Annotated in this window: 17 protein-coding genes; 12 read left to right on the top strand and 5 right to left on the bottom strand. The window is 36.3% G+C overall.

The genetic code is table 11. The features are described from left to right. Positions 1-10: 10 nt before the first annotated feature. The 5 genes from J4771_RS03740 to purF all read left to right on the top strand — a co-directional run bounded on the left by J4771_RS03740 (position 11) and on the right by purF (position 7,696). Positions 11-3,700 (top strand): phosphoribosylformylglycinamidine synthase, encoded by a 3,690-nt coding sequence (locus J4771_RS03740; RefSeq protein ID WP_224136552.1) that lies wholly within the window; start codon positions 11-13, stop codon positions 3,698-3,700. Between the two features lie 278 nt (positions 3,701-3,978). Then, positions 3,979-4,584 (top strand): SatD family protein, encoded by a 606-nt coding sequence (locus J4771_RS03735; RefSeq protein ID WP_224136550.1) that lies wholly within the window; start codon positions 3,979-3,981, stop codon positions 4,582-4,584. Beyond that, positions 4,585-5,286: a DUF3307 domain-containing protein gene (locus J4771_RS03730; protein WP_224136548.1), complete on the top strand. Its 702-nt coding sequence runs from the start codon at positions 4,585-4,587 to the stop codon at positions 5,284-5,286. A gap of 181 nt (positions 5,287-5,467) precedes the next feature. Next, positions 5,468-6,187 (top strand): phosphoribosylaminoimidazolesuccinocarboxamide synthase, encoded by a 720-nt coding sequence (gene purC / locus J4771_RS03725; protein WP_224136546.1) that lies wholly within the window; start codon positions 5,468-5,470, stop codon positions 6,185-6,187. Positions 6,188-6,208: 21 nt separating this feature from the next. Continuing rightward, entirely contained in the window at positions 6,209-7,696 is a 1,488-nt protein-coding gene (gene purF, locus J4771_RS03720; protein WP_224136544.1) for an amidophosphoribosyltransferase, read from the top strand. A gap of 55 nt (positions 7,697-7,751) precedes the next feature. Here the strand turns inward: purF and J4771_RS03715 are convergent, their stop codons facing one another. Together J4771_RS03715 and aroB are read right to left on the bottom strand one after the other, a co-directional pair. Then, positions 7,752-8,405 (bottom strand): porin family protein, encoded by a 654-nt coding sequence (locus J4771_RS03715; protein ID WP_224136542.1) that lies wholly within the window; start codon positions 8,403-8,405, stop codon positions 7,752-7,754. A 305-nt stretch (positions 8,406-8,710) separates the two neighbouring features. Continuing rightward, the gene (gene aroB / locus J4771_RS03710; protein ID WP_224136540.1) at positions 8,711-9,751 is read right to left on the bottom strand and encodes a 3-dehydroquinate synthase; all 1,041 of its coding nucleotides are present in this window, start codon (positions 9,749-9,751) and stop codon (positions 8,711-8,713) included. Between the two features lie 125 nt (positions 9,752-9,876). Between aroB and J4771_RS03705 the strand changes: the two genes are divergently transcribed. The 6 genes from J4771_RS03705 (at position 9,877) to J4771_RS03680 (ending at position 19,332) form a co-directional block, all read left to right on the top strand. Continuing rightward, a complete protein-coding gene (locus tag J4771_RS03705; RefSeq protein ID WP_224136538.1) occupies positions 9,877-11,043 on the top strand; it encodes a proline dehydrogenase family protein in 1,167 nt (388 codons plus the stop codon). 362 nt (positions 11,044-11,405) lie between these two features. Further along, positions 11,406-13,853, top strand: coding sequence for a replication restart helicase PriA (gene priA / locus J4771_RS03700; protein ID WP_224136536.1), 2,448 nt, complete (start codon positions 11,406-11,408; stop codon positions 13,851-13,853). 152 nt (positions 13,854-14,005) lie between these two features. After that, positions 14,006-15,454, top strand: a complete 1,449-nt coding sequence (gene dacB, locus J4771_RS03695) for a D-alanyl-D-alanine carboxypeptidase/D-alanyl-D-alanine endopeptidase (protein WP_224136534.1) — start codon at positions 14,006-14,008, stop codon at positions 15,452-15,454. Positions 15,455-15,533: 79 nt separating this feature from the next. Next, positions 15,534-17,468: a M1 family aminopeptidase gene (locus J4771_RS03690; RefSeq protein ID WP_224136531.1), complete on the top strand. Its 1,935-nt coding sequence runs from the start codon at positions 15,534-15,536 to the stop codon at positions 17,466-17,468. A gap of 85 nt (positions 17,469-17,553) precedes the next feature. Continuing rightward, positions 17,554-18,747, top strand: coding sequence for a glycine C-acetyltransferase (gene kbl, locus J4771_RS03685; protein ID WP_224137761.1), 1,194 nt, complete (start codon positions 17,554-17,556; stop codon positions 18,745-18,747). Between the two features lie 156 nt (positions 18,748-18,903). After that, a complete protein-coding gene (locus J4771_RS03680) occupies positions 18,904-19,332 on the top strand; it encodes a DUF4268 domain-containing protein (RefSeq protein WP_224136529.1) in 429 nt (142 codons plus the stop codon). A 241-nt stretch (positions 19,333-19,573) separates the two neighbouring features. On the opposite strand, the gene gldG is transcribed toward J4771_RS03680, so the two are convergent. The 3 genes from gldG to J4771_RS03665 form a co-directional block, all read right to left on the bottom strand. Then, on the bottom strand, positions 19,574-21,229 hold the full coding sequence (gene gldG / locus J4771_RS03675) for a gliding motility-associated ABC transporter substrate-binding protein GldG (protein WP_224136527.1): 1,656 nt from the start codon (positions 21,227-21,229) through the stop codon (positions 19,574-19,576). A 9-nt stretch (positions 21,230-21,238) separates the two neighbouring features. Next, complete coding sequence (locus J4771_RS03670; RefSeq protein ID WP_224136525.1) at positions 21,239-21,967, bottom strand: ABC transporter permease subunit; 729 nt, start codon at positions 21,965-21,967, stop codon at positions 21,239-21,241. Between the two features lie 64 nt (positions 21,968-22,031). Then, positions 22,032-22,577 carry a CopD family protein gene (locus J4771_RS03665; RefSeq protein WP_224136523.1) on the bottom strand — a complete coding sequence of 182 codons (546 nt, stop codon included), beginning with the start codon at positions 22,575-22,577 and terminating at the stop codon, positions 22,032-22,034. Positions 22,578-22,729: 152 nt separating this feature from the next. Between J4771_RS03665 and J4771_RS03660 the strand changes: the two genes are divergently transcribed. Then, entirely contained in the window at positions 22,730-24,880 is a 2,151-nt protein-coding gene (locus J4771_RS03660) for a M12 family metallo-peptidase (protein WP_224136521.1), read from the top strand. Positions 24,881-24,897: the final 17 nt, after the last annotated feature.

Raw genomic sequence — 24,897 nt, 5'->3', positions numbered from 1 at the left:
ATGAAATCTAATGAAAAAAAGAATTTTCGTAGAAAAAAAAGGAATTTTCGATGTAGAAAGTCCAAAAGTTTTTAATGAGATAAAAAATATCGTTCCCGAAATTCAAAACGTAAAAATCTACAATATTTACGATGTTTTCAATTTGGATGAAAAAGAGTTTAATCAAGTGGTTTTCAACACGTTTGTGGATCCTGTCACGGACATCCTTCATCATGAAAATCCAGCCAGAAATCTTTATTTTTCAACTGAATTTCTTCCCGGACAATACGATCAAAGAGCAGATTCTGCGCAACAATGTATTTCGTTATTAACTGAAATCGAAGATTCTACTGTTCGAAGTGGGAAGCTCGTAGAACTTTTCGGAGTTTCTGATAATGATTTAGAAAAAATCAAAAACCATTTAATCAACAAAGTAGAATCCCAAGAAAAAGATTTGTCTAAACTCGAAATTCCTGCGGAAGAAACTCCCGATAAAGTGATTGTTCATGATGGTTTCAAAGACTTTTCAAAACAGGAATTAGAAAAATTTTACCATAATCACGGTTTCGCGTTTGGTTTGGATGATTTGGAATTTATTCAAAACTATTTCAAATCTGAAAATAGAAATCCTACCGAAACTGAATTAAAAGTTCTCGACACTTATTGGAGCGACCATTGCAGACATACGACTTTTGAAACGGAATTAACTGATATTCAGTTTAATGGACATTTCGAAGAAACTTTAGAGAAAATCTTCAACGATTATTTAGAAAAGAGAAAATTTCTTGGTCGTGAAGCAAAATCAATTTCGTTGATGGATTTGGCAACCGTTTCGGCAAGATATTTCCACAAAACCGGCAAACTTCAAAACCTCGTCGTCTCCGATGAAATCAATGCATGCACTATTGAAATTGAAGCAGAATTTGATGGTAAAAAAGAACAGTGGTATTTGTTATTCAAAAACGAAACCCACAATCACCCGACAGAAATTGAGCCTTTTGGCGGTGCTTCCACTTGTTTGGGTGGCGCGATTCGTGATCCGCTTTCGGGAAGAGCGTTTGTTTATCAGGCGATGCGACTTTCCGGTGCAGCCAATGTTCTGGAACCGATTTCTGAAACTTTACCGGGAAAACTTCCGCAACGAACCATTACCAAACAAGCAGCAAATGGTTATTCGTCCTACGGAAATCAGATTGGTTTGGCGACAACATTAGTTAATGAAATTTACCACGAAGGTTATAAGGCAAAGCGAATGGAAGTCGGTTTCGTTGTAGGAGCCGTGAAAAAAGATTGGGTAAAACGTGAAAAACCACAAAACGGTGACATTGTTATTTTACTTGGTGGAGCAACGGGAAGAGACGGAGTTGGAGGAGCGACAGGAAGTTCAAAAGAACAGGACGAAACCTCGATTCACACACTTTCTACAGAAGTGCAGAAAGGAAATGCGGTGGAAGAAAGAAAAATCCAGCGACTTTTTAGAAATCCGGAAGTCACGACTTTAATAAAAAAATCAAACGATTTTGGAGCAGGTGGAGTTTCCGTTGCAATTGGAGAAATCGCTGATTCACTGGAAATTAACCTCGATATTTTACCTTTAAAGTATGAAGGGTTAAATGGAACCGAACTCGCTATTTCTGAATCTCAGGAAAGAATGGCGGTTGTAATCGAAGCAAAAGACAAAGAAAAGTTCATCAATTTTTGTGAAAAAGAAAACATAAAGGCAGTTGAAGTTGCTAAAGTTACCGATTCCGGAAGGATGCAGATGTTTTGGCAGGGAAATAAAATTGTGGATTTAAGTCGACAATTTCTTGATACCAATGGTTGTACAAAAAAACAGCATGCCGAAGTTTCACACTTGCAACCTGTTGAAAGTCAAAATATAATCTTCAATGAAGAAAACTTTTTGAAGGTACTTTCTGAAAAAAACGCTGCTTCTCAAAAAGGTTTGGCTGAAATGTTTGACGCTTCAGTTGGTTGTACAACCGTTGCAATGCCTTTTGGCGGGAAATGTCAGTTGACTGAAATGGAAGGAAGTGTTCAGACTTTACCTATTCTAGATGCAGAAAACATCGAAACCGTTTCTCTAGCAAGTTGGGGTTTTGATGCGGATATTTCTTCACAAAATTCGATGATTGGCGCAGCAAATGCCGTTGTGGAAAGCGTTGCCAAAATTGTCGCAATGGGTGGAAACTACAAAAACATCCGTTTGAGTTTTCAGGAATATTTTGAAAAATTAGGCAATAACCCTGAAAAATGGGGAAAACCGTTGGCTTCGCTTCTTGGTGCGTATGATGCACAAATGAATTTGGAACTCGCCGCAATTGGCGGAAAAGATTCCATGAGCGGGACTTTTCAGGATATTAATGTTCCGCCGACATTGATTTCGTTTGCATGTGCAAATGGCGAAAAGAAAAACATTATCTCACCTGAATTTAAAAAAGCGGGAAACAAACTTTATCTTTTCCATCACATTCCACAAGAAAATGGGTTGCCGAATTATGAGAAATTAAAAGAAATTTTCGAATTTATTCACGAGAATATTCAGAGCAAAAAAATTGTTTCTGTGAAAACGATCAAAGAAGGTGGAATTGCTGTTGCCGTTGCAAAAATGAGTTTTGGAAATCATTTAGGAGCAGAAATCTCTGTTGATGAAATCTTACTTTTAAATAAAAATAGTGGAAGTTTAATCATTGAATCTTCGGAAGATTTAGAAAACGATGTGCTTCAATTAATAGGTGAGGTAAAAAATGATAATAAATTAAAATTTAATAATTTAGAGTTTAATATATCAAATTTAATTGAAGTTTGGAAAAGAACTTTTGAAGAACTTTTCCCAACAAAAGAAAAGAAAAAGATGGTTGTAGAAATCGACGAAAAATTGAATTCAATCCAACCAAGAACGATTGAAATTATCAAACACGGAATTGCAAAACCAAAAGTTTTCGCCCCAATTTTCCCAGGAACAAATTGCGAATATGAAACCCAAAACGCTTTCCGAAAAGAAGGAGCGGAAGTTTCAAGTTTACCTCTGATAAATCTCAATCATCAATTATTAAATGAAAGTTTGGATGCTTGGATTTCCGAAATCAATCAGTCGCAAATCCTTGTTTTTTCTGGCGGATTTTCTTCTGGAGACGAACCGGATGGTTCCGCAAAATTCATCGTGAATGTGTTGAAAAACGAAAAAATGAGAAATGCCGTTCATCAACTTTTAGAAAGGGACGGAATGATTCTCGGAATTTGCAACGGGTTTCAGGCACTCGTGAAATCAGGACTTTTACCTTACGGAGAGATTCGGGATTTGGATGCGGATTCGCCAACTTTAGCTCACAATGCAATTGGGCGACATATTTCGCAAATGGTTGATGTGAAAGTTGTTAATGAAGATTCACCGTGGTTGAAAGGAATGAAAAACCAAGTTTTCACCATTCCAATTTCTCATGGAGAAGGAAGATTTATGTCGTCGGAAAATGGGATTAAAGAATTGTATGAAAACGGACAAATCGCAACGCAATACATTGATTTTGATGGAAATATTGCACATGGAATGCCTTTTAATCCAAATAATTCACTTTTCGGAATTGAGGGAATCACGTCAAAATCGGGAAAAATTTTTGGAAGAATGGGACATCCTGAAAGATTTGCAGATGGCTTGATGAAAAATATTCCAACTGCAAGTTACCATAACATTTTTAAAAATGGTGTCGAATATTTTCAGTAGGGAAAAATCACGATTTGTCCTAAAATCCGAATGATTTATAAGTATTGGTATAAGCAGAAAGTGAGTTCAGTACCTCGACTTGTCCAAAATCCGTAGGATTTTAATGAAGCTTTAAAACAATCTGACAAAGTAATTATAAGTAGATTTGCTTATATTGTTTGATTATAAGTAAATTCGCTAATATTTTAATTTATAAGTTTTATGGCTAATAAAATCTATTTATAAGTAATTTTGCTTATATTTGTGAATTATAAGCTCAAACGCTTATAGAAATTTGAATGAGAGCGATAATTACAGGAGATATCATCAATTCCCAAGAAACAGATTCAGAGAATTGGTTGCCAAAATTGAAGGAACTTCTCGGAAAATGGGGAAAAACACCCTCCGATTGGGAAGTTTACAGAGGTGATGAATTTCAACTCAAATGCAGTATTGATGGTGTTTTTTGGAAAGCTTTAAGCATCAAATCACTCATTAAACAGTTTGAAAATCTGGATGTTAGAATTGCAATAGGAATTGGTGAAGAGCAATATTCTTCCGAAAAAATTACCGAATCCAACGGAACGGCTTACGTGAATTCGGGACGGCTTTTGAATGAAATTAAAAACGAAGGAAAAACTTTCGCCATTAAAACTCCAAATGAAGGAATCAATGCAGATTTCAATATTTTATTTAAATGGAGTTCGCTGGATTTTGATTCGTGGACGGTTGCAGTCTCAGAAATCGTACATTTATTGATGATGGACAAAAATTTAACGCAAGATGACTTGGCGAAAAAACTTAATATATCCCAATCATCAGTCAGTCAGCGAATTAAACGTGCAAATTTCGACTTGATTTTAGAAACTGACTATTATTTTAGAAAAAAAATCGCCGAATTGTAAATGATTTTTATCCCACTCATATTAGCACATCTTTTGGGAGATTTTCTTCTCCAGCCAAATTCTTGGGTTGCTGATAAAGAACAAAAAAAGGGAAAAAGCAAATTCCTCTATTTTCATGTTTTAATCCATATCGCGTTGGTTTTCATTTTCTTATGGAATATTCAACTTTGGTGGATTGCGCTGATTATCGGAATTACGCATTTTCTAATCGATTGGGCAAAACTTCAATTTCAAACTCCGAAAGCAAAAAGAACCTGGTTTTTTGTTGACCAACTCTTGCATATAGTGGTAATCGTCTTATTATCAGTGTTTTACTATCCGTATTTGAAGTGGGAAGATTTGTTTAATCACGACAATTTAAAAATAATTACAGCTGTAGTTTTTCTCACGGTTCCAAGTTCGATTATCATTAAAACTTTAATTTCCATTTGGACTCCTGTTACCGTTGAACACAGCAAAATTCAAACGGAATCATTGGTGAACGCAGGAAAATATATCGGGATTTTAGAACGGCTACTGGTTTTTGTTTTTATCATCGTGAATCATTGGGAAGGAGTTGGTTTTATGATTGCGGCAAAATCTGTTTTCAGATTTAGCGATTTGGCAGAAGCAAAACAGAGGAAACTCACGGAATATGTTTTAATAGGAACTTTATTGAGTTTCGGAATTGCTGTTTTGACAGGGATTTTAGTAAATACATAAATGTAGAAATTTAACCACGAAAGGCACAAAAGAGTTTTAAGGATATAAATCAATTTTTCAAGTAAAAATTAGTTTTTGGGAAATGTTTATTTTTCTCTTTCGTGAGAAAGAATTGAGTTCTAAAAAATGCAGCTTTTGTGAGTTTTGAGGTGGAAATAAAATATCAAAATAAAAAGTAAAAATGACAAAAGGAAACATGCTTTATGAAGGAAAAGCAAAACAGGTTTTCGAGACCGAAAATCCTGATGAAGTAATTGTACGCTTCAAAGATGATGCAACCGCTTTCAATGCTCAGAAAAGAGGAAGCGTCGATTTGAAAGGCGAAATGAATAATGCCATTACCACGCTGATTTTCGAATATTTGAATGAAAAAGGAATTCCCACACACTTCATCAAAAAATTGGACGAAAGAGAACAGTTGGTGAAAAAAGTGAAAATCATTCCTTTGGAAATGGTGGTTAGGAATTATTCCGCAGGAAGTATGGCGCAAAGATTAGGCGTGGAAGAAGGCATCAAATCTCCGGTGACGATTTTCGATATTTGCTATAAAAAAGATGAACTGGGAGATCCGCTTATCAACGATCATCATGCGGTTTTCCTGGGAGCCGCAACTTATGAGGAACTCGACGAAATGTATGAATTAACTTCCGATATCAATGATATTTTGATTGATTTATTCGATAAAATGAATATTATTTTGGTCGATTTTAAAATTGAACTCGGAAAAACTTCCGACGGAAAAATAGTTTTGGCAGATGAAATTTCGCCCGACACTTGCCGACTTTGGGACAAAGACACGAAGAAGAAGCTCGACAAAGACCGTTTCCGCCGTGATTTGGGAGAAGTTACCGAAGCTTATGTGGAAATTTATGAACGATTGAAAAAAATCTTAAACAAATAATTTTTCCGAAAAAAGTAAAAAATGAAAGATTTACAACAGTACAGAAAAAATTATTTAAACCAGTTTAAAGAAAGAACTTACGGCAGAAATCTTTTAAAAACAGAAGATCCGTTTGATTCTCCAACTGAAGAATGTGGGATTTTCGGACTGTATTCTGAAAATGATTTAGATACGTTTTCACTGTCTCAATTTGGTCTTTTTGCACTTCAACATCGTGGACAGGAAGCATGCGGTATTTCGGTGATGAAAAATGGTAAAATTTTCAATATAAAAGATGAAGGTTTGGTTTTGGATGTTTACAAGGAAATTCGAGAACCCGAAACGTTCATGGGAAATTCCGCAATTGGGCACACTCGTTATACCACCGCAGGTGATAAGAAAAAATATAATTTTCAGCCATTTTTTGCAAAGAATGAATACGACCAAATCATCCTTTCCATCGCACACAACGGAAATTTAACAAACGCAAAACAACTCAAAGCAGAATTGGAAGCAGAAGGTGTTGTTTTTAAAGCCACTTCGGATTCAGAAGTAATTTTAAGACTGATTCAAAAAAATCTTGATTTAGGTTTAAGAGGTGCCATTAAGGAAACAATGGAGAAAATTGAAGGAGCTTATTCTGTGGTGGGAATAACCAGGAATAAGTTTTTCGCCTTCCGTGATTTTCATGGAATTCGTCCGCTGGTTTTGGGTGCAATTGATGAAAAAACGTACGTTGTCGCTTCGGAATCCGTTGCCTTAGACGCAGTTGGAGCGCAGTATGTTCGCGATATTTTACCTGGAGAAATTGTTTATACCAACGAAAACGAAACCGGTTTGCAAAGTTTTTTGGTTAAAGAAAATTGTGAACGAAATATCTGCGCTTTCGAATATATTTATTTTGCGAGACCAGATTCGGCTTTAGAAGGAATTAATGTTCATGAAGTCCGTGAAAAATCAGGCGAAAAAATCTGGGAGCAAGCTCCCGTTGAAGCCGATATCGTGATTGGAGTTCCAGATTCTGGAGTTCCTGCTGCGATTGGATTTTCGATTGCATCGGGAATCCCGTTTCGTCCGGTATTGATTAAAAATAGATATGTTGGACGTAGCTTCATAGTACCAACTCAAGATATGCGTGAACGGTTGGTGAATTTAAAGCTGAATCCCATTATTTCCGAAATCAAAGGGAAAAGAGTCGTCATTATCGACGATTCCATTGTTCGTGGCACGACATCAAAACGTTTGGTTAAAATCCTGAAAGATGCCGGTGTGAAGGAAATTCATTTCAGAAGTGTTTCTCCACCGATTATTGCACCGTGCTATTTAGGAATCGACACGCCTTCAAAGGATGATTTAATTTCCGCCAATATGTCAAAAGAAGAACTTCGAAAATATCTCGGGGTAGATTCTTTAGAATTTCTAAGTATGGAAAATCTTAAAGAAATCCTCGGAAGTTCCAACCACTGTTTCGGTTGTTTTACAGAGAAATATCCCGTTCCAAAGGGAGAGGACGTGGATTTGTTCAAATAAAAAAAGGTTGGGAAAATTTCCCAACCTTTTTGTTTTATGTGTAAAGTGTTTTGTATTAGAACTTGTAGTTTAATCCAACTTGGAAAACATTATTCTTAATAGCGTCAGAACCACTTGGTCTGTTTTTCGCAATGTCGGTGAAACCAGCAACATATCTTGCATTAATTCCAACATTTGGTGTGAAATAATAACCTGCACCAAGACCTACACCGAAGTTGAAACCATTAAGATTGTCTTTAATGTCGGTAGAACCTGAAGAAGAAGTAGTTGTGGTAGTTCCGTTAGTTGTTGTAGATGTAGTAGTATCTCCTTTTACTTTTCCGCTCAACAACATACCAAATTCCGGACCAGCTTCAAGGTAAAATTCTGGAGTTGCTTTATACTGGAACATTACCGGTAAAGCTAAATAATCTAAGTTTGTTGAGCCAGTAGTTTTCGAAGTAATCGTACTGTTTCCAAGTGTGTAAGTGCTTGTACTCGTTGATTTGTTACCATATTGAGAATAAATCAATTCTGGCTGAATACTGAAGTTTTCTGCAAGTGGCGCATTCATGAAAACACCTGCATTAAAACCGATTTTTGATTTAGCATCATCCATTGAAGCATCTTTTGACAATGATGAAACGTTCATACCTGCTTTAATACCAAACTGTTGTGCAAATGTCAATGAACTCATTGCGATTGCTGCACCTAAAAATAACTTTTTCATAATTTTAAATTTTAATTTTTTCTAATTGTTTTTTGCAGATTTCGTAATTAGCAGTCGGTTAATCATTGAAAAAATATTTTAATCTTCCAAAAATTAAAATTGCCGATTACTGCTGCATTTTTAAATTTGTTTTACGAAAACAGTTAGACAAATGCTGTGCCAAAAATTAAAATCGAGAGAAAAAGTTAAACGGTAGTTTAAGTAATTTTAAGTCTAATAAATTGCAAATCAAATACTTATTAATTGTATGTTGAAAATAGTTTAGTAGTTGCTCAATTAGTCAAAATATTGACAAGAAGTAATATTTAGGACAATTTTTGATAAAAATGCAATGAATTGATTATTTTTTCAGTCGGAACAGATACATCATAAACGGATTCACCAATATTTTTAAGAAGAGCAAAGTTGATGTGGCCATCAGAATTTTTTTTGTCGTTCATCATTAAAGCCAAAATCTCTTCAATACTGAAGTTTTCAATGTATTGATAAGGATAGAATCTTCTAATGTTGTTAATGATTTTTAGAGCACTTTCTTCTGAAATTAAATTTTCAAGAACAGAAAGATAGGTTTCACAAATCATTCCCAGTGCAACCGCCTCGCCGTGGAGTAATGGTTTTGCTTTTGCCAGGAAAAGACTTTCTAAAGCGTGACCAATGGTATGTCCAAAATTTAAAGTTTTGCGGATATTTTGCTCCTTAAAATCTTTTTCCACCACGTTTTCCTTAATCTTCGTCGAGGTTTCAATGAACAGGAAAATATTTTCAGCAGTTAAATTTTCAATGGAAATCAAATCGTTCCAATGCTTTTCATCGGCGATTAAACCGTGTTTCAGCATTTCTGCAAATCCGCTTCTTAATTCTTCATAAGGTAAAGTTCTCAAAAATTCTGGATACACGAAAATCATTTCGGGATGGGCAAAAGTTCCCACAATATTTTTTAAATATTGATGGTCAATTCCAGTTTTTCCACCGATTGATGCATCGCACATTCCCAAAAGTGTCGTGGGAATATTAATGAATTTAATCCCACGTTTGTAGGTTGAAGCCACAAATCCGCCCAAATCTGTAATTACGCCGCCTCCAAGATTGATGAGCAAGGACTTTCTGTCGGTTTCAAATTCCGACAAAATCTCCCAAAGTTGCGTGGCGGTTGCAATGGTCTTTATTTCTTCGCCCGCCTCGATTTCGATGATTTCAAAAGGAATTTCGGTTTCCAGATTTCCTAAAAGTGTGGGAAGACAATATTCATGGGTGTTCTCATCTACAAGAATCAAAAGTTTTGAAGGTTTCAGCTCTTTTAAATATTTGTTGAGTTGGGAAAAATCCTGGTCTAAAAACGAGATCATATCTGAAATTTTTACAAATTTAAAGGATAACAAACGATTTTCAATACAGAGAAATTTAATTTTAAACAAAACTTTAGAATCCGATTACAATTACTAAATTTGCAAGAATCTAATTCTTTTCAAAAATGAGTATTTTCGATAATACACAAATCGCATTCGCCGACAAAACTACGCCGCAACTCAAAAAAGCGTATTGGATGTTTAAGGCAATCGAGCAACCTGCTTTAACCCATGTTGGAATTTCAATCCTCAATTTCACCGTTAAAAATAATTTCCCTTTTGTTACAGATATTGTTAAGAATACTTTATTTGAACAGTTTTGCGGCGGAGTGACAAGAGAAGAAAGTATGAAAGTGGTAAAACAAATGTTCAGACACCACATCGGGAGTATTTTCGATTATGCGATCGAGGGAAAAGAAGAAGAAGCCACTTTTGATCATACTTGCGAAGAAATCAAGCAGAACATCAAATTTGCGGAAGGAAATCCAGCAATTCCTTTTGTAGTTTTTAAGCCAACGGGTTTTGGTAGACTGGATTTATATGCAGAAGTTCAGGCAGGAAAAGAACTCACTTCCAGCGAAAAAGAAGAATGGAATCGTGTTGTGAACCGTTATGAAGAAGTCTGCAAAATGGCGCACGAAAAAAACGTGGTCATCATGATTGATGCAGAGGAAACCTGGATTCAAGATGCGGTGGACAAATTGGTGAACGAAATGAAATCACGATACAACCGTGAAAAAGCCATCGTATGGAATACCATCCAAATGTACAGAACTGGTCGTCTTGAATATCTTGCAAAAGATTTGGAAAGAGCGAAAGAGAAAAATTACTTTTTGGGTTATAAGTTCGTTCGCGGCGCATACATGGAGAAGGAGCGAAACCGTGCTCAGGAAATGAATTATCCGGACCCTATTCAACCAACGAAACAGGCGACCGACGATAATTTCAACGCGGCGATTGATTTTGTGATGAAAAATTTAGATAAAGTTTCTGCATTTTTTGGCACGCACAACGAAAAATCTACAGAATTGGTGATGGATAAAATGCGCGAACAAAACTTACCAAACGATTTCGACCACATTCATTTCGGGCAACTGTACGGAATGAGCGACAATATCACCTATTATCTTGGTGCGAAAAAATATAACGCGGCGAAATATCTTCCGTATGGACCAGTAAAAGATGTTGTTCCCTATTTGACGAGAAGAGCGCAGGAAAATACCTCAGTTGCAGGACAAACTGGTCGTGAATTGGGATTGATTGAGAAGGAGTTGAAGAGGAGGAAAGCGTAGTTTTGTTTGAGGGTTTGAGAGTTTGAGTGATTGAGTGATGGTGTGATTGAGCTGGGAGTTTATGAGTGCAATTTTATCATTCAATTTGTAGAACTTGTACAGTTCAATATGAATATGCTCTATTCAATCTACTGAAAAGGATATCAAACGAAATATTGCAAGAAGAATATAAAATCTGTACAATTTCCTAAATCGGACAAGTCTGCGAGAAATATGAAAATCAAGTGCTTTACGCTTCGTCTTTTATTGAAATTCAGTAAAATCCACAAATTTTATTTTCTAAATTTGTAAATCAAATTACAATTGCGAGTACGTAGGGATTTTAAAATTACCCAAACTCTCAAACTCTCAAACCCTCAAGCTTGAATTACGCCCAAATCATTTTACCACTCAACCTCAAAGGAACTTTTACCTACAAAATTCCTGATGAGCTTTTGGCTCAAATCCAAGTTGGAATGCGGGTTTTGGTTCCGTTTGGTGGAAAGAAAATTTACACGGGAATCGTTGCGGAAATTCATGATGACAAAGCTGAAACTTTCATTCCCAAAGAAATCATCAATATTTTAGATGATTTTCCAATTTTGCCGAATGAGCAAATCCGCTTTTGGAATTGGCTTTCGGAATATTATCTCTGCAATTTGGGCGAAATATATCGGTTTGCTTTTCCGTCTTCTTTAAAATTAGAAAGCGAAACGTATTTAAAATTAAAACCCAATATCACCGTCGATTTTGAGAACTTGGATGTGAACGAAATGTATCTCATTCAAGCTTTGGAAGTTCGACAACTGATTAATTTGACCGAAATTGAAGCCTTTATTCCGAAAAAGGAAATCGTGAAAACCATAAAATCCCTCATCGATTTACAGTATATTGAAATTGACGAAAAAATCGCCGAAAAATACAAGGCAAAAGAAATCGCTTACCTTCGGGTGAATGATGACGAACTAAAAAGCAGAAACCTTCCAGAAATTTTATCGGAGTTAAAACGTTCACCAAAACAACAGGAACTTTTCCTTTTAATTTTAGAAAAACAAACAGAAAATCCTGAAAAACCCATCAAAAAATCAGGAATTTTCGATGAAGGAAATTACGCTCATAACCAATTGAAATCGTTGATGGAGAAGAATTTGGTTCAAGAGTATTTTCTGCAAAAAGACCGATTAGATTCTTATGAAGGCGAAATCGAAGATTTGGAAACGCTCACCGAATCGCAGCTTCAAGCAAAAAAGGAAATTGATGCGGCTTTTAATGAAGGAAAAAATGTTTTGCTTCACGGCGTAACTTCATCAGGAAAAACGCATATTTATTTAGAGAAAATTGAAGAAACTGTTTCCGAACGAAAAAATGTTTTGTTCCTGCTTCCGGAGATTTCTTTAACCAAACAAATCGTTCAGCGTTTAGAAAAAAAATATGGGAAACAACTCGGTTTTTATCATCAAAAATTGACCGATTTCGAAAGGGTAGAAGTTTGGCGAAAAGTCCGGAACAACGAACTCAAAATCTTAATTGGAACAAGGAATTCCCTATTTCTTCCGTTCCAAAATTTAGGTTTGGTTGTCGTGGATGAAGAACACGACTCTGCTTATAAACCGAAAGAAGTTTCACCGTTTTTCAATGCAAGGGATTCAGCGCAAGTTTTGGCGAAATTCTATCATGCAAATGTGATTTTGGGTTCCGCAACTCCTTCGGTAGAATCCTATTATTCAGCGAAAAATGATAAGTTGAAATATGTTTTTTTGGGTGAAAGATATGGCAATGTGAAACTTCCTGATTTCGAGCTGATTGATTTCAAGGAAGAACAAAATTCAAAGAAAATCATCGGCAATTTTTCTACAAAATTAATTGACGAAATCCGAAACGAACTAGACCGAAAAAAGCAAACCATGATTCTGCACAACCGCCGCGGTTACGCCAATGTGGTGGAATGTGAAACTTGCGGTTACGTAAACTATTGCTCGAATTGCGACGTGGTGATGACTTATCACAAATTTTCCAACGAGATGAAATGTCATTATTGTGGACAAAAAGCGACCAAACCAAAAATTTGCCCAAAATGTCATTCCGAAAATTTAAATGAAAGAGGAGTTGGTGTGGAACAAATTCACGAAGAAGTTTCAAGAATTTTCCCCGAAGCAGAAGTTGATAGAATGGATGTGGATTCCATGCGGAAGAAGTTTGCCTACGAAAAACTGTATGAAAAATTAGAAGACGGCGAAACCGACATTTTGGTGGGAACACAAATGATTTCTAAAGGTTTAGATTTCGACAATATTGAATTGGTCGCGATTCCAAAAGCAGATTCTTTGTTGTATGTACAAGATTTTCGGGCAGAAGAAAGAGCGTACCAACTGATTACGCAGGTTTCCGGAAGAGCGGGAAGAATTTCGGGAGATGGAAAAGTTTTGATTCAAACTTACAACCCACAACATTCAGTTTTTCAGTTGATTAAAGAACGTGATTCTTCAAAAATTTACGAGCATTTTTTGCAGGAAAGAAAGAAGTTCCATTATCCACCGTTTGTGAAACTTGTTTTAATTGAACTGAAACACCGAAGAGAAGACAAAGTTAATCGCGCCTCTCAATTTTTGGGTTCCATTTTACGAAAGTATTTGCCTGAAGAATGTGTTCTCGGTCCAGAGAAATCATCCATTGGAAAACTGAATTTGATGTACCAGTTTCAGATTTTGCTCAAACTTCCTAGAGGGAAAAAGTATTCGGAATTCAAAAATTTAATTCTGAAAAGTTTTGATGAGTTTGATGAAGTCACCGCTTATCAATCCATCAAAAAGTCGGTTTTTGTCGATTTTTAACAAATTTTAACAACTTTTACCCACTTTTATAAGTGTTAAAGACTTGACTTTCAACAATAATTTATATTTTTGACCGTTGAAAAGTTGTCTTGCAATCCACTTTTAAGCATTTTAACCAAAGAGTTTACAGATAATCAAATAAATAAAATTAAATGATTAGACTAAAAAATATATTTGTATCAACAGCGATTTCGCTTTCGGCATTCGCTTTTGGACAAGGAACTTTCACCTCTAATACTTACCCACAATCTTACGAAACTTCATCATCTATAACGACCTCCTCTGAAAAACTGATGAGCGCAAAAGAATTGGTGGATATCAACATCAATGCGATGATGAACGATCCTGTTTTGCGTAATGCAAATTGGGGTTTCGTGATTTACGATCCAAAAACCAAGAAAGTGGTAAGTTCTTACAATGAAAATGCTTCATTAATCCCTGCTTCCACCACTAAACTTTTAACCACAGAAACTGCAATGAGTCTTCTAGGCGAAAAGTTCAAGTGGATTACGCAGTTGGAACATTCGGGAACAATTGATGATGAAGGAAATCTCAACGGAAATCTTTACATTGTAGGGAGCGGCGATCCTTCAATGGGCACAAACAAAGCTGGAGCAGCTTCTTATCGCGACATTATCACTGATTTCATCATGGCGATGGGAGAGAAGGGAATTAAAAAGGTAAACGGCGATATCATTATTCAAACTGCAGTTTTCAAAGCGAATAAGATGCAAAAACTTCCTGAGAATATTGTTTGGCTCGAAAACGGGAATTATTATTTACCGGTTGGAACTACTTCTGAAATCAACCCAGCAAACGAAAAATTAATCGCGAAGTCATCAAACCCTTTTTCCGAAAGCAAAAACTACTATTATATTTCGCCCTACATCAAACAAATGGTTTATGCGGAAAAATTTGACGGTGGTTATTTAACGACTAAACTTCCAGACGCACCTGCATATCTTGCCAATAGTTTGCGAGCAAGTATGGTGAAAAGCGGAATTCCGGTTATTGGAAAAGTGGTTGCCAAAATGACCGATCCAAATCCTGAAAAACGTGAAATGATTACCAATTATCAATCACCAACTTTGTCTGACATCGTTTTCTATACGAATCAACATAGTGACAATGCTTTAGCGGAGGCGACTTTACGAATGGTAGGTTTTCAAAAAAATGGTGATCAAACGTTGGAATCTGGGAGAAATGTGGTAGTGGAACATTTAAAATCTAAAGGTTTCGATACCAATGGTTTGAACTATATGGACGGAAGCGGACTTTCCAGAAGCAATTTGGTGACACCAATTTCTCAGGTGAAGTTTCTTACCAATTTGATGAATGAGAAATATTACAGATCCTATTTTGATTCTTTGCCAATCGCAGGACAAACCGGGACTTTGAAAAAATCATTTTTTGGAAGTGGATATGGGCAAATCAATGCAAAAACGGGAACTTTGAATAAAGTAAAGACACTTGCTGGATACATGAAAACCAATTCTGGCAAAACTTTAGTATTCTCTTTGCTGATTAACAATTATGCTGGTTCTGTGGATCAGGTTAAGGCAAGAATGGAACAATTACTTGATCCTGCCATGAATCTTTAAACATATTTTTAAAAAAAAATCAAAACCTTTCAATGTATGTTGAAAGGTTTTTTTATCTTTAGCACTCAAAAAATAATCAATGAAAAAATTCTATATCCTTGCTTTGGCAACGATTTTTACGCAGTTGTTTTCACAGAATAACGACGAAGCGGACATGAAAAGTTTAAAGCGTTCTGAAATGCAGCGTTACGCAAAGATGATTAATTATAATGTAAACCCCAATACATTAAATTATGATCTAAAATATCAGAGATTAGAGCTTGAACTGGATCCCGCGCAACAATTTGTCAGCGGAACGGTAACCAGCCATTTTGTGCCAAAACAAAATATTTCGAGCATTTACTTTGATCTTTCAAATGTTCTTACTGTTTCAGAAGTAAAATATCACGGTACGAATCTAAGTTTTTCACAACTATCAACCAAGGAAGTGAAAATAGATTTTCCGGCAAGTATTTCTGCTGCAACATTAGATTCACTTTCCATAAAATATTCCGGAGTTCCCGATGTAAACGGAAGTGCAGGTGATGCATTCACCGTTTCCACTCAAGGAGGAACACCTGTTTTATTTACGCTTTCTGAACCTTATGGCGCACAAGAATGGTTCCCAACCAAACAGAGCTTGAACGACAAAATTGAAAAAGTTGCTCTTAAGATTACAACTCCTTCACAATACAACGTTGCTTCTAACGGCAAATTATTCTCTGAAACATTATTGCCGAACAGTAAAAAACTAACTTATTGGCAAACCAATTACCCGATTCCTGCATATTTAATTGCTTTGGGAATCACCAATTATACCAAGATTAATGACACTATGGGAAATCCGCCGTTTCCTTTTGTGAATTATTTATACCCGGCAACAACTTCCAATACAACAACGATGTCGAATATTGCATTCACAAAAAATATAATGGAAACGTTTGAGCAATATTTTGGGCCTTATCCGTATCGCAGCGAAAAATATGGTCACATGCAGTTCGGTTGGGGCGGTGGAATGGAACACGCCACAATGTCATCAATGGGTGCTTGGAGCAGGTCTATAATTGCTCACGAACTTGCCCATCAATGGTTTGGTGATAAAGTTACATGCGGTACATGGAACGATATCTGGATTAATGAAGGGTTCGCAACATTCGGGGAACATCTTGCCAACGAAAAATTGTTGATGACCAATGCACAGTTCATGACTTATCTATCAAATGCTATTAGCAGTATTACAAGTTCTACCAGTGGAAGTGTTTATGTTGCAGATGCAAACTTGGGAAATGTAAACGCAATCTTTAATAGTAGATTATCCTACACAAAAGGTGGCTTTGTTTTGAGAATGATGAAATGGATTTTAGGTGATGCGGCATTTTATCAAGCCATAAAAGAATATCACGACCGTCCACAACTTGCATATGGTTATGCCGGAACAACTGATTTAAAAAATTCGCTGTTGCAATCCACTGGAAAGGATTTTACAGAATTTTTCAACGATTGGATTTATGGGCAAGGCTATCCAACTTACCAAATTAGATGGAACCAAACTACTGATAAAGTTATTCGTTTTAATGTGAAACAAACTCAGAGTCATTCATCGGTAAGCTTCTTTGAAATGCCATTACCAATAAAAGTCACAGGAACAGCAGGTGAAATTGCATATCTAGTTTTGGATAATACGACCAACAACCAAAATTTTGCCAATCAACTCAACTTCACGGTAGCCACTGTTCAGTTTAATTATGAATATCAAATTATCCACAAAGGTTCTACAGTTATCAAAGATACTGCAGTCTTAGCGGTTGAAAATTCCGGGCATGATGTTACAAAAGTATTTCCTAATCCGGTGAAAGATCTTCTTTCAGTGTCGGGAATTAAAAAAGATTCTAAATATGAAATTTATAGTTTAGATGGTAAACTGATTAAGCAAGGAATGTATAATTCGTCAAGCAAAATCAATGTAAACAATTTGAGCAAGGGGACTTATCTTATAAAAATTGGTGAATCAAATCTAAAATTCATCAAACAATAAACTTGATCTATTTATTAACACCTCAAAGCACTCAGAAATGAGTGCTTTTTTTCTTAAATTTACCAACATCAAAAAAGTAAAGATTATGATTTCTACAACCTATCTCGAAACTCTTCAGAACGAACTGCAAAATATTAAAAACGACGGACTCTTTAAGACTGAAAGAATCATTACCTCGCAACAATCTGCTGAAATTGAAGCAAATGGAAAGAAATTATTGAACTTCTGTGCCAACAATTATCTAGGACTTTCCAATAATGCAGAAGTGATGAAAGCTTCGCAAGAAATGGTTGATGAACGTGGTTACGGAATGTCTTCAGTTCGTTTTATTTGTGGAACACAAGATATTCATAAGGAACTTGAGGAAAAGATTTCAAAATTTTTAGGATTAGAAGACACGATTCTTTATGCAGCTTGTTTCGACGCAAATGGTGGAGTTTTTGAGCCATTGTTTACAGAAGAAGACGCCATTATTTCTGATGAGCTTAATCATGCATCAATTATTGATGGAGTAAGACTTTGTAAAGCAGCAAGATACCGCTACAAAAACAATAATATGGAAGATTTGGAAGCTCAATTAAAGGCGGCTTCCGAAAAAAATCACCGTTTCAGAATTATAGTGACCGACGGTGTTTTCTCCATGGATGGAATTGTGGCAAATTTAAAAGGCGTTTGCGATTTGGCTGAAAAATATGATTGTCTGGTGATGGTCGATGATTCACATGCAACTGGTTTTATTGGAAAAACTGGTCGTGGAACGCACCAAGCCAATGACGTAATGGGAAGAGTCGATATCATTACTTCAACGTTAGGAAAAGCTTTGGGCGGTGCTTTAGGTGGATTTACTTCCGGTAAAAAGGAAATCATTGATATGTTGCGACAGCGTTCAAGACCTTATCTTTTCTCCAATTCTTTAGCTCCTGGAATAGTTGGTGCAGCGATAAAAGTTTTGGACATGATTTCTGAGGACACATCTTTAAGAGATAAAGTCATGGAAAATGCCGAATATTTCAGAACCCAAATGAAAGCGAAAGGTTTCGATATTCCGGATGGTGATGCAGCGATTGTTCCAGTGATGCTTTACGACGCACCTTTGTCCCAAAAGATGGCTGAAAAACTCATGGATGAGGGAATTTATGTGATTGGTTTCTTTTATCCTGTCGTTCCAAAAGGGAAAGCGAGAATCCGTGTGCAACTTTCCGCTGCTCATACGAAAGAACAATTGGATCAAGCGATTGCAGCGTTTGAAAAAGTAGGGAAGGAATTGGGAGTGATTTAATTTCGAAGGGACAATTCGTGACTTGTCCCAATCCCAAAGATTTTCAGATAACAAAACAATTTAAATCAGAATATCAGTGCAAACCACCCCGTCAAATATGCATCAGCAAATTTGCCATCCCTCCACCGGAGAGAAATTGTAATTCATATTTCAAAAGTGTTTTCAAAACAAGAAGCCCAACAATTAAAGAAAGAATTCTGGACTGCTTTCGGGAAAAGTTTTCCCAGGAAGTGGATTTTGTATGATACCAAAATCAAGGATTTTTCCTTTAAATTTCATGCGGATCACAAAAAGGCTGAAGTTTCTATCGATATCGAAATGAAAGATGAAATCTTCAGAAATGCGTATTACGAGAAGATATGGTCGCTTGAAAGTTTATTGGAAGAAGAAGTGGGCGAGGTTCAAAAAGATGAATTTTACAGTTTAGAAAACGGTAAAATTATTTCCAGAATTTGGGTAAGGAAAGAAAACGTTTCGATTTATAACAAAAACACTTGGCGGGAAATATTTGAGTTTTTTGTGGCGAAAATGGATGGTTTTGAAAGGTTCTTTTGGGAGTATGAAGATTTTATAAAAGATATTTGAGTGTGTAAAAATCACCTTAAATAGTTAACAAAAGAATTTTTATTTTATTCTCGCAGATTTCGAAGATAAAATGCTATACATCTGCGCAATCTTATAAATCTGCGAGATGTTATCAATTATTGTCTTAAACAATTGTCTTAAAATAGAAAAAGTTTATTCGAGTAAAATTAAATATACTCTTGAATTTTATTTACCACGAATGCACTAATTAATTGATTAAGAATTATTCGTGGCAATTCTATTATCCGAATTTCCTTTTTCGCAACCAGAAAAACAATCCGCCCAAAAATGCGACGATTGCTAAAGGAAGCAGCAAATTAAACCATTGCCAATTGGTTTTTTCCTCATCAATTCTTTGTCGGTCGAGAAGTCGGGCTTCAATATTTCGGTTTCGAAGTTCCATTAAATTGGAATCGTCGAGTAGAAAATCAAGACAGTTTCTTAAAAATTGTTCGTTGCCATAAGATTGTTTGGTCAGCAAATCTTCACCGAGAGGAAGCGGATTTCCTTTGTACATTTGGTTTCTCCCAACATCGCCGTCTGCAATTACAATCATTTTATTTTCAGGACTTTGCCTTTTAAAATTAGGATAAGAACTTCGTTCGCTTCTATTAGCATAAACGGAAGTGAATTTACCTTCCAGACTTACCGCAAAGATTTTCGGCGCAGTGGGTTTGTCGAATTCGCTTAAAGAGTCGGTTTTTACGATTTCCGCCAAAGCCACATAATTTGGAACTTGCTTAATATTGGTCCTTTCACTCGATTGAAAAAGTACGTTGGTTTTAATATTTTTTCTACCCAAAGTGTCAATGGATGTAGGAAACTCAAACTTTACAGGGTTTAAATTTTTGGTGATTGGATTTTTGGTTTCAGCAATTCCAAGCGGAAAATAAGGCCAAAGAAAACTGCTGTATTGGGGATTTCCAGCGACTTCACCGGAAACAATTCTGATGAGTGCAGATTTTTTCATGTCCTTCACCAAACCTGGATTTATTCGCAAACCGTAATTGAAAAAGAAATCGCCAAGATTCGTATCCATCGGATAAGCCATGATTTTCTTGGCGTGGAAAAGTGTGTCCATTTCAGCATTTACCCCATCAATCATCCACAAAGTTTTTCCACCGTTCATAATATACTGGTCTAGAATTACCTTTTCGCCATCGGTAAATGCTTTTCTTGGTTTTGCGATAACGATCGCATCCATTTTGTTGAGTTTTGGAACATCTGCGACCGTAAGTTCCTTTTGATTTTCGGGAATAATTGGTCCTGCGTTGTAATTTTCCAGCGCCATTTCCATAAATCCACGGAATTCATCGGGGCGCAATTCATCTTGATTAATTAATACGCCAATGTTTTTTTTGTGCTCTTCAATGAGGGATTTAATATTTGAAGCAAAATTATATTCCAAGTTTTCGATGGATTTGCTCAATTGTTCGGAAGCGTCAATTCCGCTTTGGTTGATGATTAAAGGTATTGAAGTTCCATAGTTGTTGTACTGCAGCGTTGCATAAGGAAACATCACGATTTCGGAAATTTTCCCGTCCTTCATGTCGGGAAGAATCGAAGGCTGCATTCCCATAGCCGCTAAAGTATCTTTCGACATTTTGGTTTTGACGGGATCAATGAACTTAAAGTCAATTTTTGGATTAATTTTTCTAAATTCTTCGAGCATGAATTTGGTTTCATTCTGCAACTGTCGGAAGCTTGCCGGGAAATCGCCTTCCAAATAAACATCCACAACCAAAGGTTTTTTTATGGATTCTAAAATTTTTACGGTGGATTTGGAAAGGGTGTATCTTTTTTCCTGAGTTAAATCGAAGCGTTTAGAAAATATTCTGAAAACGCCCATCAACAAGAGAGTGGCAAGAATGATATAGATGATATTTTTTTTGTTCATGCTTAAAAATTACTTTTTCTTTTCAACAAAAACTTTCGCTAAAAACAGGCAGATTCCAATGACTAAAAGAAAATAGCAAATGTCTCCCACATCAATCAGACCTCTGGAAAACCCTAGAAAATGCTGATAAAATCCTACATTAGAAAGTACATAATCAGCGCCACCTAAAAGTTTGTAACTCGCCAATTGCTCAATCCCAAAATAGAAAATGAAACAAAGAAAAACGCCGAGCAAATAAGCCATAATCTGGTTTTGAGAAAGGGATGAAGCTAAAATTCCAACAGCTGAAAAAGCGGCGGTCAAAATAATCAGTCCAAAATAACTGCCGAAAGTGGCACCCAAATCAATATTTCCTTCCGGAACTCCTAAAACATAAACGGTGTACAAATAAACCACCGAAGGAAGCAAACATAAAATCCCGACCAACCAAACCGACAAAAATTTTCCCAAAACGATTTCTGAAATTTTCAAGGGTTGCGAAAAAAGCCAGTTCAAGGTTCCTGCTTGTTGTTCTTCCGCCAAAGTTTTCATAGAAATTGCGGGAATGATGAACATCAACAACCAAGGAACGAGTACAAAATAACTCTGCAAACTTGCCGTTCCGATATCGAAAATATTGGAATCGTTCTCGAAGAAAAATAAAAAGAGCGTCCCGATCAAACTGAAAGCACCAATGATTAACCACGCGCTCCAGTTACCGAAATAACTCCAAAGTTCTTTTTTAAATATAGCAATCATAATAAGCTGGAAGATGGGTGTTGAAAGAGGGAAGTTTACAAAACAACTTCAATTCCTGTATTTTTTATTGTTTTTTCTTGTTCACTAACTTTACCGTCATCATTATTAAAAATACCAAAACGAAAAATCCCACGATTAATTGCCACCATAATTCGATAACCATTGATTTTAGGATCACCGTAAAAACCACAAGAAATAAAAGGAAGGTTGCAATTTCGTTGGCTTGCCGAAGTTTAATGTTTTTGATGGGTAAAGGATTTCCGTTAAGATTTTTGATTTGCAACACTTTTTTCCAACACCAATAATGATAAATGGCGAGTCCGACAAGAAAGGTGATTTTCAGGTGAAACCACGGCATTTTCATTAATCCTGAATTGAGAAAAATCATTGCTAATCCGCTGACTGCCATGATTGTTCCTGCGGGAACGGTGATGATGTTCCACAATCTTCGAGCCATGAAAATGTATTGTTCGCGCAGTATTTGTTTTTTAGATTCATCAAAAGCGTCCGTATCTTTATAATAAACAAACAATCTAACGAGATAAAATATGCCCGCAAAGTAGCTCACCATAAAAATGATATGAACCGCTTTAATTATAGTGTAAAGCATGAAAAGAAATATTTGCAAAGATAGTATTTATACCAATTTCTTTTTAAGCAAAAACGGAAGAATGAATTTAAATGTTAAAATTGTAAATCATTCCGTTATTTTCGAAAAAAATCCGTTTTTTTGTAAATATAAATAATTAAATAGTAAAAATTATGAAGAAAATTTTCCAATTGGGTTTCAGTTTGGCATTTTTCGCATTTGGTTTTTCGCAGGAGCTAAAGCCTATTGCAGAAAAAGTTAAGAATGCACAGCTGAAAAACAAAAGCTTTGTGAAATACGATCTCTTTACCACAGATCGTTCGCCGCAGAAGCAAGATCTTTACAAATCTGCTGCAGAAGGTGTTACCGTAATGAACCTCAATAAATTAGAAATTAAGAGAGTTACCAACGAGCGGCCAGAGACAATGGAGATGACTTTCCCTTTTGAAGGAAAGAGCATTACCGTAGAATTAGTGAAAAACAATATTTTCACCAGCGATTTTAAGGTGAATACCGATAAAGGTTCAGTAAATTATACACCGGGTGTTTACTATCAGGGAATTGTGAAGGGAGATGAGGAGTCTTTGGTTGCAATCAGCTTTTTTAATAATGATGTGGTGGGAGTAACTTCTATTAAAGACGTTGGGAACATCATTTTAGGAAAGGCAAAAAATTCTGAAGACTTTGTATCGTACAGTGACCACAAACTGAAAGGAGAAAATCCCTTCAAATGTGCTGCAGACGAGATTGAAGAAAATAAGCTTCCTGTAATAAAATATGATCCAGCGATGCTTACGACCAAAAAGACGGATAATTGTGTCCGCATTTATTATGAAGTGTGTAATCAACCTTACAAAGATAATGGAAGCAACGTAACAACTACAACAAACTGGTTGACTGCAGTACACAATAATATCGGAACACTTTATAACAACGATGCAATTACTGTGGCTTTAAGTGAAATCTACATTTGGACTACTGCGGATCCTTATACCGGGACATACAGCCAAAATTTGGCGGCTTTTAGAACTAACAGACCTACGTTCAACGGAGATTTGGCTCATTTGGTAAATTCACCTGCGACAACCAGCGTTGCATACGTAAATTCGCTTTGTACAACGTCCAAACATGCTTACTCGGGAATTTCCCTAAGTTACTCCAATGTTCCGGTGTACTCGTGGACGATCATGGCGATGACCCACGAAATGGGACACAGTTTGGGATCACCTCACACCCACGCTTGTGCATGGAACGGAAACAGTACAGCCATTGACGGTTGTGGTCCTTCTGCAGGATATAGTGAAGGATGTAATGCACCGCTGCCTACAAATGGTGGTACAATAATGAGTTACTGTCATTTGGTCCCATCTGTAAAAATTGATTTTTTGAATGGATTCGGACCGCAACCAGCCGCATTAATTAGAAATACTGTAAATTCAAAAGGTTGTTTGGGCACAAATTGTACCACCTCTTGTGCCATAACGGTTACAGGAATGAGCATTACGAACGTGACCAGCAATTCTGCAACAGCAACGATTGTTGATAATACTTCCACCAGCTGGAAATACAGGCTTTCTAAGATGGATGGAACAGTTGTAACTGCTGGGAACACCACCAATAAAGTCATTAATTTCACCAATCTAACGGATGGAACGTACTACAAAATTGCGGTAGGAACGGATTGTTCTGGTCCTCAAGCTTTTGCTTTTGAGCAGCTGTTGCTTACCGATGCAAACTGGTGCAGCGGTACTTTATTTACCGATACAGGTGGTGCAACTGGAAATTATCAGGATGGGCAGAATTTTGTAAAAACTTTTTACCCAGCAAATCCTTCCGATAAATTGAAATTAACATTCACGCAATTCGATACAGAGGCTGGTTACGACTTCATGAATGTTTATGACGGTCCTTCAATCGCGTCGCCACGATTTGCAAATGGTTCGTCGTTAAGCGGAACCACCATTCCGGGACCATTCCAGTCAACACATTCTACTGGTGCAATTACCGTGAGATTTACTTCTGATGCAGGATTAACCGGTGCAGGCTGGGTTGCTTCTTTCAACTGTATTACTTTGGCTACTTCGGAATCAACTATCGGCAATTCCGTGAGCGTAACCAAAGTTTCCAAAGATATTTTCAAAATTTTGTCGAAAGAGAAAATTCTTTCATACCAAATGTTTGATACCTCAGGAAAATTAGTCAAAAACTCAGGTAAAATCAGTTCGTACGAAGAAAAAGTTGATTTGTCAGGTTACCCTTTAGGAACTTATGTTGTAAGCATCGTAACTACTAAGGAAACCATTACGAAAAAAGTAATCAGGTAATATATTTTGTAAGATAA

This window comes from Candidatus Kaistella beijingensis, assembly GCF_020084865.1.
GTDB classification, from domain to species: domain Bacteria; phylum Bacteroidota; class Bacteroidia; order Flavobacteriales; family Weeksellaceae; genus Kaistella; species Kaistella beijingensis.
This window is presented reverse-complemented; position numbering and strand designations above follow the sequence as displayed.